Source organism: Aquabacterium sp. (assembly GCF_044226965.1).
Taxonomy (GTDB): domain Bacteria; phylum Pseudomonadota; class Gammaproteobacteria; order Burkholderiales; family Burkholderiaceae_C; genus Pseudaquabacterium.
On sequence record NZ_JBGAGA010000068.1, the window covers coordinates 25,368 to 32,936 of the forward strand.

Below are 7,569 nucleotides of genomic sequence, written 5' to 3' on the forward strand. Positions count from 1 at the left end.
TGGTGGCGCGTCGATCATAGCGAAAGGCGCCCGTGGGGCCCGCAGTGGGGCGGTCCGGCATGAGACCCGCGACCTCGCCACCGCCGCACGCGTCGCCGGCTTTCGATGCTGAACTGGTCGTCGACGGCGACGGCCGGCGCTGGCATTGCCGGTTGCAGGGCGAGGGACCTTGCATCCTGTTGCTGCATGGCACGGGTTCGGCGTCGCACAGCTGGGCGGGGCTGGCGCCGCTGCTGGCGGCGCGCGGTTTCCGGGTCGTGGCACCGGACCTGCCGGGCCATGGGCGGACCGAGGCACTGAAGCCCGGGCCGAGCAGCCTGCCCGCGATGGCCGACGCGTTGCGGTCCTTGCTCGAACGTCTTGACCTGGCGCCACAGGCGGTGCTCGGCCATTCGGCCGGCGCGGCGCTGAGTGCCTGGTGGGCGCTCGAGCAACCCGCATCCGCGCTGCGCCAGCTGGTCTGGATTGCCGGCGCTTTGCGGCCGCTGCCAGGCCTGGCAGGGCGTTGGGGGCCGCCGCTGGCGCGCTGGATGGCGCGCAGCCCCTGGGTGCCGCGCCTGGCGGCCTGGCACGCCAGGGACGACGACGCGGTGCAGCGCCTGATCGCGAGCACCGGATCACGGCTGGACGAGGAGGGCGTGCGGGCCTACGCGTCGTTGTGGCGGCAGCCCGAACACGTGGCCGGCACCCTGGCGATGATGGCGGGCTGGGACCTGGCACCGCTGCAGCCACGGCTGCGACAGTTGGCGGTGCCGGTGTTGTGGCTGCACGGAACGAGCGATCGCACCATCGCGCCCGCGGAGGCAGAAGCCGTGTGCCGCGAATTGCCCGACGCGCGCGTCGAACGGCTGCAGGGCCTGGGGCACCTGGCTCACGAGCAGGCACCCCAGGCCGTCGCCGCGATCGTGGCCGAGGCGATCAGCGCGGCAGCAGCACGCTGTCGATGACGTGCACGACGCCGTTGTCCGCGACGATGTCGGTCTTCACGACCTTGGCGGCGTCGACCTTGACACCGGCCGTGGTGTCGATCGTCAGGTCGGAGCCCTGCACCGTCTTGACCTTGCCGGCGCGCACGTCCTGGGCCAGCACCTTGCCCGGCACGACGTGGTAGGTCAGTACCGCGGTCAGCTTGGCCTTGTCCTTCAGCAAGGCGTCCAGGTCGGCCTTGGGAATCTTGCTGAAGGCCTCGTCCGTCGGGGCGAACACGGTGAACGGGCCGGGGCCCTTGAGCGTCTGCACCAGGTCGGCGGCCTGCAGCGCAGCGGCCAGCGTGTTGAACTGGCCGGCCGACACCGCGGTATCGACCAGGTCCTTGGCCTGGGCCGACAGGGCCAGCACGGCGATGCAGGCGCCGGCAACGAGCTTCTTCATGGTGAATGTCCTTTTCAGGGAGGGTTGAGGAAGGCAGGCTGGACAGCGCCGGTCAGGGCGCCGGGAGGATGACGCGGTCGATGACATGGATCACGCCATTGCTGGCCAGCACGTCCGTCGACTTGATGTTCGCGGTGCGGCCGCGCCGATCGGTGATCGCCAGGGCCGGGGAGACCGAGAAGGTCTCGCCTTCCACCGTCGTGATCGGAGTGCCGACCGGCACCTGGGCCTTCAGAACGCGGCCGGGCACGACGTGGTAGGTCAACACCTTTGTCAGCAGCGCCGTGTTCGCCAGCAGCTGGTCCTTGGTGAGGCCCAGTTCGGTCAGCAGATCGGCGAAGGCCGCGTCGGTGGGCGCGAACACGGTGAACGGACCCGGGCCGCTCAGGGTGCCCGCCAGGTTGGCGGCCGTCACGGCCTGGACCAGGATGCTGAACGTGGGCGTGGCCACGGCCGTCTCGACGATGTTGCGGTTGGCGGGCAGCAGCACCTTGTCGATCGCGTGGATCACGCCGTTGGTCGCCGGCACGTCGGTGACGACGATCTTGGAAGTGCGGTTGCGCCCGTCGGTGATCACGAGGTCGGAGCCCACCTGGTCGATCTTGAAGATGCCGCCGTCGAGCGGGCTGATCGGTTGGCCCAGGGGGACGGCGGCCTTGGCCACTTTCGCGGGCAGCACGTGGTACTTCAGCACCGCGGTCAGCAGCGGCTTGTTGGCGAGCAACTGGTCCTTGGTCACGCCCAGCTCGGTGAGCAGCGCGGCAAAGGCGTCATTGGTCGGTGCGAAGACGGTGAAAGGCCCCGTGCCCGACAGCGCGCTGTCGAGTCCGGCGGCTTTCACCGCTTCGGTGAGGATGGTGAAGCGCGCATCGGACTGCGCCACCTGCACCACGTCCGCGGGAGGGGCGTCGTCACCGCCACCGCAGGCGGCGACCAGCGACAGGGCGGCCACTGCCGCGAGGCTCTTGAGCCAGGCCATCATGTGTTGAGCTCCAGTGAGGTTGCTAGACGAGGGCTTCGCAAGGAAGCGCCGAAATACTATGCAGTATTCATTTGTACTGTCTAGTCACCTATTAGCCGACGTGGTCTATGACCGCCTGGCGGGTCGGCCAGCGCGAGACGTGCTATCCGAAAGGAATGCGGAGCCGCAGCGCGCCGTCAGGCCGTCCCCAGCACCTCGGCCTCCGGCCGACCGAGCAACTGACGCAGCAATGGTGGCGCATAGCGCCGCGGCACGGTCACCGCGTAGAAATGCTCGAACAGGTCGGGCACGATGGCGTGCTCCACCAGGACCCCGCTGCGCAGTTCGTCGCGCACCACCACGCTCGGCACCAGGGCAACCCCGCCGGCATCGCGGGCCAGCAGTCGCAGCAGCGCCATGTCGTCCACTTCGGCCTTCAGCGTGTAGCGCAGCCCGAGCTGCTCGCACAGCAGGTCGAAGCCGGTGCGGATGTCGCTGTCGCCGGCGGGCAGCAGCAGCGGCACGTTGGCCAGATCGTCCGGAAAGCGGAAGGGCTTGCGACGCTTCGACGGGCGGCCCACCAGGCTCACCGGCTGCTGCGCGATGCGGCGGCAGCGCCAGGGCTCTTCGCTGCTGCCCTGCACCCGCCGGTTCGTGAGCACCAGGTCCAGCGTGTGCACGCGCAGGCGCGTCAGCAGCTCGGCCAGGCCACCCGACTGCATGACGAGCTCGACATCGTCACGCTGCAGCAGGGGAGCGATGAAGTTCTCCTGGAAGTTGCGCGACAGGGTCGACACGGCCCCGATGCGCAGCACCTGCCGCTGCGCACGCAGGCCTTCCTTCAGCACCGACAGCAGCTCGGTGCCGCTGGCAAAGATCGACTCTGCATAGCCCAGCGCGACACGACCGGCCTCGGTCAGCCGCAGCGCGCGGGCCTCGCGCTCGAACAGGCGCTGGCCGAGCACCTCTTCGAGCTGGCGGATCTGCGTCGACAGGGCGGAAGGAGAGACATGCAGGCGCTCGCTGGCGCGTGTCAGGTGACCTTCCTTGGCCACGGCCCAGAAGGCATGCAGATGGTGGTAGTTCAGGCGCGCCATGTTCTCTTTTCCTGAACAGATTGTGCTGAACATTGAATTTTACGGCGGCACCCGAAAGCGTCAGCATCTCGCCCCATGACGCCTACCTACGTTGTCGCACTTGCCCTCACACCCGTGCTGCTGCATGCGCTGGCCGCTGCGGCGGCCGAGCACGGCCACCGCGACCGTGCCTGGCGCGCGGCCGAGTTCGCCGCGTTGGGCGCAGCGCTGTCCGCCGCGGCGGCCATCGTGCTGGTGCTCCTGCAGGGACCCCAGGTGGCGGCAGGCCTGCGGCTGGATGCGGCGGGCACGCTGGTGGGCCTGCTGGTCGGCTTCATCGGCTGGGTGATCGTTCGCTTCTCGCACCGCTACCTGCAGGGCGAGGAAGGCGAGCGCCGCTACCTGCGGCTGCTGTCGGGCACGCTGGCGGCCGTCTCCCTGGTGCTGGTGGCCGACCAGCTGCTGCTGCTCTGGGCCGCCTGGGCCGCCACCAGCATGACGCTGCATCGCCTGCTGCGCTTCTACGAAGCGCGCCCGGCCGCGCGCCTGGCCGCGCACAAGAAATTCCTGTCCGCCCGCCTGGCCGACGCTGCGCTGCTCGGTGCCGTGGTGCTGCTCGGCTTGTCGTTCGACACGTTCTCGCTGCAGGCGATGCTGCAGCAATCAATAGCGTTCAATATGAGCGTCATTTCACAGGTCGGCTTGTCGCTGCTGGTGCTGACGGCGCTGCTCAAGTGCGCGCAGATGCCGCTGCATGGCTGGCTGCTGCAGGTGATGGAGGCGCCCACGCCAGTGTCGGCGCTGCTGCATGCGGGCGTCGTCAACCTGGGTGGGTTGGTGCTGATCCGCTTCGCGCCCTTGCTGGTCGAGTCGCCGGTGGCGCTGGGCCTGCTGGCCGGCGTTGCCACGCTCACCGTCGTGCTGGCCACGCTGGTGCTGGGCACGCGGATCAGCGTCAAGGTGGCGCTTGCCTGGTCGACGCTGGCCCAGATGGGCTTCATGCTGCTGCAGGTGGCGCTGGGCCTGCCGGCGATGGCGCTGCTGCATCTCGTGGCGCACTCGCTGTACAAGGCCCATGCCTTCCTGGCCGCCGGCGGCGCGGTGCAGCGGCGGCAGGTGATGCGCCTGGCCACGCCGTCGCAGGCTTCGTTGCCGCGCTGGGCAGCCGCTGCGATCGTGCTGCCGGCCACCGCGATCGCGCTGGGCAGCGCCAGCGGCCTGCTGGTGACGCCTTCGGCCTGGCTGGCCGCCGGTGTGCTCGGTCTGGCGCTCGTACCGCTGGCCGCAGCGGGCCGGCTGGGCGCGACCGCGCTGGTGATGCTGGGCTGGTTCGCCGGCCATGCGGCCGCGGCGTCGTGGCTCGGCAGCCATGCCCTGGCGGTGCCGACGGCCTTGCCCGCTTTGGTGGCGATGGCTCTGGCCGGGCTGTTTGCGGTCCAGGCCGCCATCGTGCTGCAGCCCGGCGGGTCCTGGGTGCGCCGTCTGTATCCGTGGGCCTATGGCGGCTTCTACGTGGACGAGCGCATCAGCGGCGCGCTGTTGCGCCTCTGGCCTGCACCCCCGGTCTCTCTTGCCTCCGGAGCTCGCTGATGAACGCCCCCCTGCATGCCGGCACCGCGCATGCCATTGCCGAAGCCGTTGCCAGTGCCTGTGCGCGCATCGCGCCGAGCTGGCCGCTGGACCGCCACATCGCCGTCAATCCGCACTGGGGCTGGATCGACCAGCCGATCGAAGACGCCGCCGCCGCCCTGGGCGTGCTGGCGGGCATGCGCCTGCTGCCCGAGGCCGCGGTGCAGCGGCAGCCGCTGATCGCCGACCTGGCCGGCCTGCGCGAGGCCGTCGTGCACCAGATCAGCCAGCACTGCGCGGCGCACTTCGACGACGGCCAGGCGCGCTGGCACATGCCCACGGAGCCGGGCCTGTACGGCAGCTGGCTGGCCCGGCTGGCGGCCGACCGCGGGCTGCGCTGGCCGCAGGGCAGGGGAGCGGCGCTCGCACAGATCGCGTCCCTGCCGGTCGATGCCAGCACAGCCATCGAACAGGCGGTGCGGGCGCTGGGCATTCCGCCCGCCGGCGTGCAGGCCTGTCTCACCGCCTGGCTGCTGGACCTCAATGGCTGGGCCGCCGCCTGCGCCTGGCAGGGCTGGCAAGCCCGCCTGGCGGGCCAGGCGCATCCGGCCTTGCAGGACCTGCTGGCCATTCGCGCCGGCTGGGACCTGCTGCTGGCCTCCGCGCTGCCGGCGCCGCAAGTGCAGGCCTGGGCCGAGGCCTGGGGTCGGACGGAGGCTGCCGCGGTCGCCCTGCGCGCGCGCCATGACGCCGGATGGGAGCGGCTGCAGTCCGAAGAGCAGGCGCTGCAGGCGCAATGGATGGCCGGCATGGCGCGCGGCGCGGCCGTACCGCCAGCGGGCGCGGTGGGCGTGCAGGCGGTGTTCTGCATCGACGTGCGCAGCGAGGTCCTGCGCCGGGCGCTGGAGGCGGCCGACCCCGCCATCGCCACGCGGGGCTTCGCCGGCTTCTTCGGCCTGCCGGCGGACTACCGGCCACTGGGCAGCGATTGGCGCCAGCCGCAGCTGCCAGGCCTGCTGGCGCCGGCGTTGACGATCGAGGAGGGCGCCGGCGAAGCGTCGCTGGCCCAGGTCCTCGGCGCACGGCGCCGGTCGCGGCTGGCGGCGGCGGCCCGGTGGGAGGCCTGGCGTGCCACGCCCGCCGCCGGCTTCAGCTTCGTCGAGTCCTGCGGCGTGCTGCAGGCCGGCGCGCTGCTGCGCCACAGCCTGCCGGCGCCTCGCACGAGCAGCTGGACGCAGGCCGGGCTGACGGCAGAAGAGCGGCGCGCGCTGCGGCCCCGCCTGGCGCTCGACGCCGAGGCCGCCGCCGACCTGGCCGCCGGCGTGCTGCGGGCGATGGGCCTCGTCAGCGGCTTTGCGCCGCTGGTGCTGCTGTGCGGCCACGGCGGGCAGAGTGCGAACAACCCGCACGCGGCCGGGCTGGACTGCGGCGCCTGTGGCGGGCAGTCGGGCGAGGTCAATGCCCGGGCGCTGGCCAGCCTGTTGAACGACCGCGAGGTGCGCCAGGCCTTGCGGCGGCGCGGTGTCGACCTGCCGGACACGACGCATGTGCTGGCGGGCCTGCACAACACCACCACCGACGAGGTGACGCTGTTCGACCTGCAGGACCTGCCGGCTGGCCATGCCGCGGCGCTGGCGCGCCTGCAGCGGGCGCTGGCCCGTGCTGGCGACGCCGCGCGTGCCGAGCGGGCGCCGCGGCTCGGATTGCCGGCCCTGGCGCCGCCGGTCCTGCTGGCGCGCCTGCGGGAGCGGGCGGCGCACTGGGCCGAGACCCGCCCGGAATGGGCGCTGGCCGACAACTCCGCCTTCATCGCCGCACCGCGGTCGCGCACGCTCGGCCTGCACCTGGGTGGCCGCGTCTTCCTGCACGACTACGACGAGCGCCTCGATCCCGAGCATCAGGTGCTCGCGCTGATCCTGTCGGCGCCGATGGTCGTCGCGCACTGGATCAACCTGCAGTACCTGGCCTCGACGGTCGACCCGCAGCGGCAGGGCGCCGGCAACAAGCTGCTGCACAACGTCGTCGGGGGTGGCGTCGGCGTGTTCGAAGGCAATGGGGGCGACCTGCGCATCGGCTTGCCGTGGCAATCGGTGCACGACGGGCGCACGCTGCGCCACACGCCGCTGCGGCTGTCGGTGTTCGTGCAGGCCGGTCGTGCGGCCATCGATGCGGTGATCGGCGCGAACGACACCGTCCGTTGCCTGGTCGACAACGGTTGGCTGCACCTGCTGGCCATCGAGGGGCAGGCAACGCCCACGTTCGCGCGCCGCCTGCGGGGCGGCGGCTGGGAGACGGTCGCGCTTCAGCCTACGGGCAGCGCGTCCAGCCCGGCGGCCGATGCAGCCGAACTCAGCGCACGGAAGGTCGGGCGTGCGAACAGGTAACCCTGCATCAGCGTGACGCCTTCGCTCAGGAAGAAGTCGCGCTCGTCGGCGGTTTCGATGCCTTCGGCAATGACCTGGATGCCCAGTTCCTGGCAGATGCGCACCATGCCGCGCGCGATGGCCTGGCGCGTCTTGCTGCCGTCGACGCCGCGCACCAGCGCCATGTCGAGCTTGATGATGTCCGGCGTGAAGTCGGCCAGCAGCGTGA

At 71.4% G+C, this 7,569-nt stretch carries 7 protein-coding genes; 3 read left to right on the top strand and 4 right to left on the bottom strand.

Annotation, left to right across the window (positions count from 1 at the left end):
* The first annotated feature begins 59 nt into the window (after positions 1 to 59).
* The gene (bchO, locus tag ACILR4_RS23170) at positions 60 to 947 is read left to right on the top strand and encodes an alpha/beta fold hydrolase BchO (protein ID WP_395703252.1); all 888 of its coding nucleotides are present in this window, start codon (positions 60 to 62) and stop codon (positions 945 to 947) included.
* On the opposite strand, the gene ACILR4_RS23175 is transcribed toward bchO, so the two are convergent.
* The 3 genes from ACILR4_RS23175 to ACILR4_RS23185 all read right to left on the bottom strand — a co-directional run bounded on the left by ACILR4_RS23175 (position 919) and on the right by ACILR4_RS23185 (position 3,429).
* On the bottom strand, positions 919 to 1,371 hold the full coding sequence (locus tag ACILR4_RS23175) for a fasciclin domain-containing protein (protein ID WP_395703253.1): 453 nt from the start codon (positions 1,369 to 1,371) through the stop codon (positions 919 to 921). The two genes, bchO and ACILR4_RS23175, sit on opposite strands and share 29 nt — an antisense overlap.
* A gap of 52 nt (positions 1,372 to 1,423) precedes the next feature.
* Complete coding sequence (locus ACILR4_RS23180) at positions 1,424 to 2,353, bottom strand: fasciclin domain-containing protein (protein ID WP_395703254.1); 930 nt, start codon at positions 2,351 to 2,353, stop codon at positions 1,424 to 1,426.
* A 176-nt stretch (positions 2,354 to 2,529) separates the two neighbouring features.
* A complete protein-coding gene (locus tag ACILR4_RS23185) occupies positions 2,530 to 3,429 on the bottom strand; it encodes a LysR family transcriptional regulator (RefSeq protein ID WP_395703255.1) in 900 nt (299 codons plus the stop codon).
* A 75-nt stretch (positions 3,430 to 3,504) separates the two neighbouring features.
* Between ACILR4_RS23185 and ACILR4_RS23190 the strand changes: the two genes are divergently transcribed.
* On the top strand, positions 3,505 to 4,998 hold the full coding sequence (locus tag ACILR4_RS23190) for an NADH-quinone oxidoreductase subunit L (RefSeq protein ID WP_395703256.1): 1,494 nt from the start codon (positions 3,505 to 3,507) through the stop codon (positions 4,996 to 4,998).
* Entirely contained in the window at positions 4,998 to 7,361 is a 2,364-nt protein-coding gene (locus ACILR4_RS23195) for a putative inorganic carbon transporter subunit DabA (RefSeq protein WP_395703257.1), read from the top strand. The genes ACILR4_RS23190 and ACILR4_RS23195 overlap by 1 nt, the downstream gene beginning before the upstream one ends.
* On the opposite strand, the gene ACILR4_RS23200 is transcribed toward ACILR4_RS23195, so the two are convergent.
* The coding region (locus ACILR4_RS23200) for an EAL domain-containing protein (RefSeq protein WP_395703258.1) at positions 7,280 to 7,569 on the bottom strand (290 nt) is incomplete at its 5' end. The genes ACILR4_RS23195 and ACILR4_RS23200 overlap by 82 nt on opposite strands.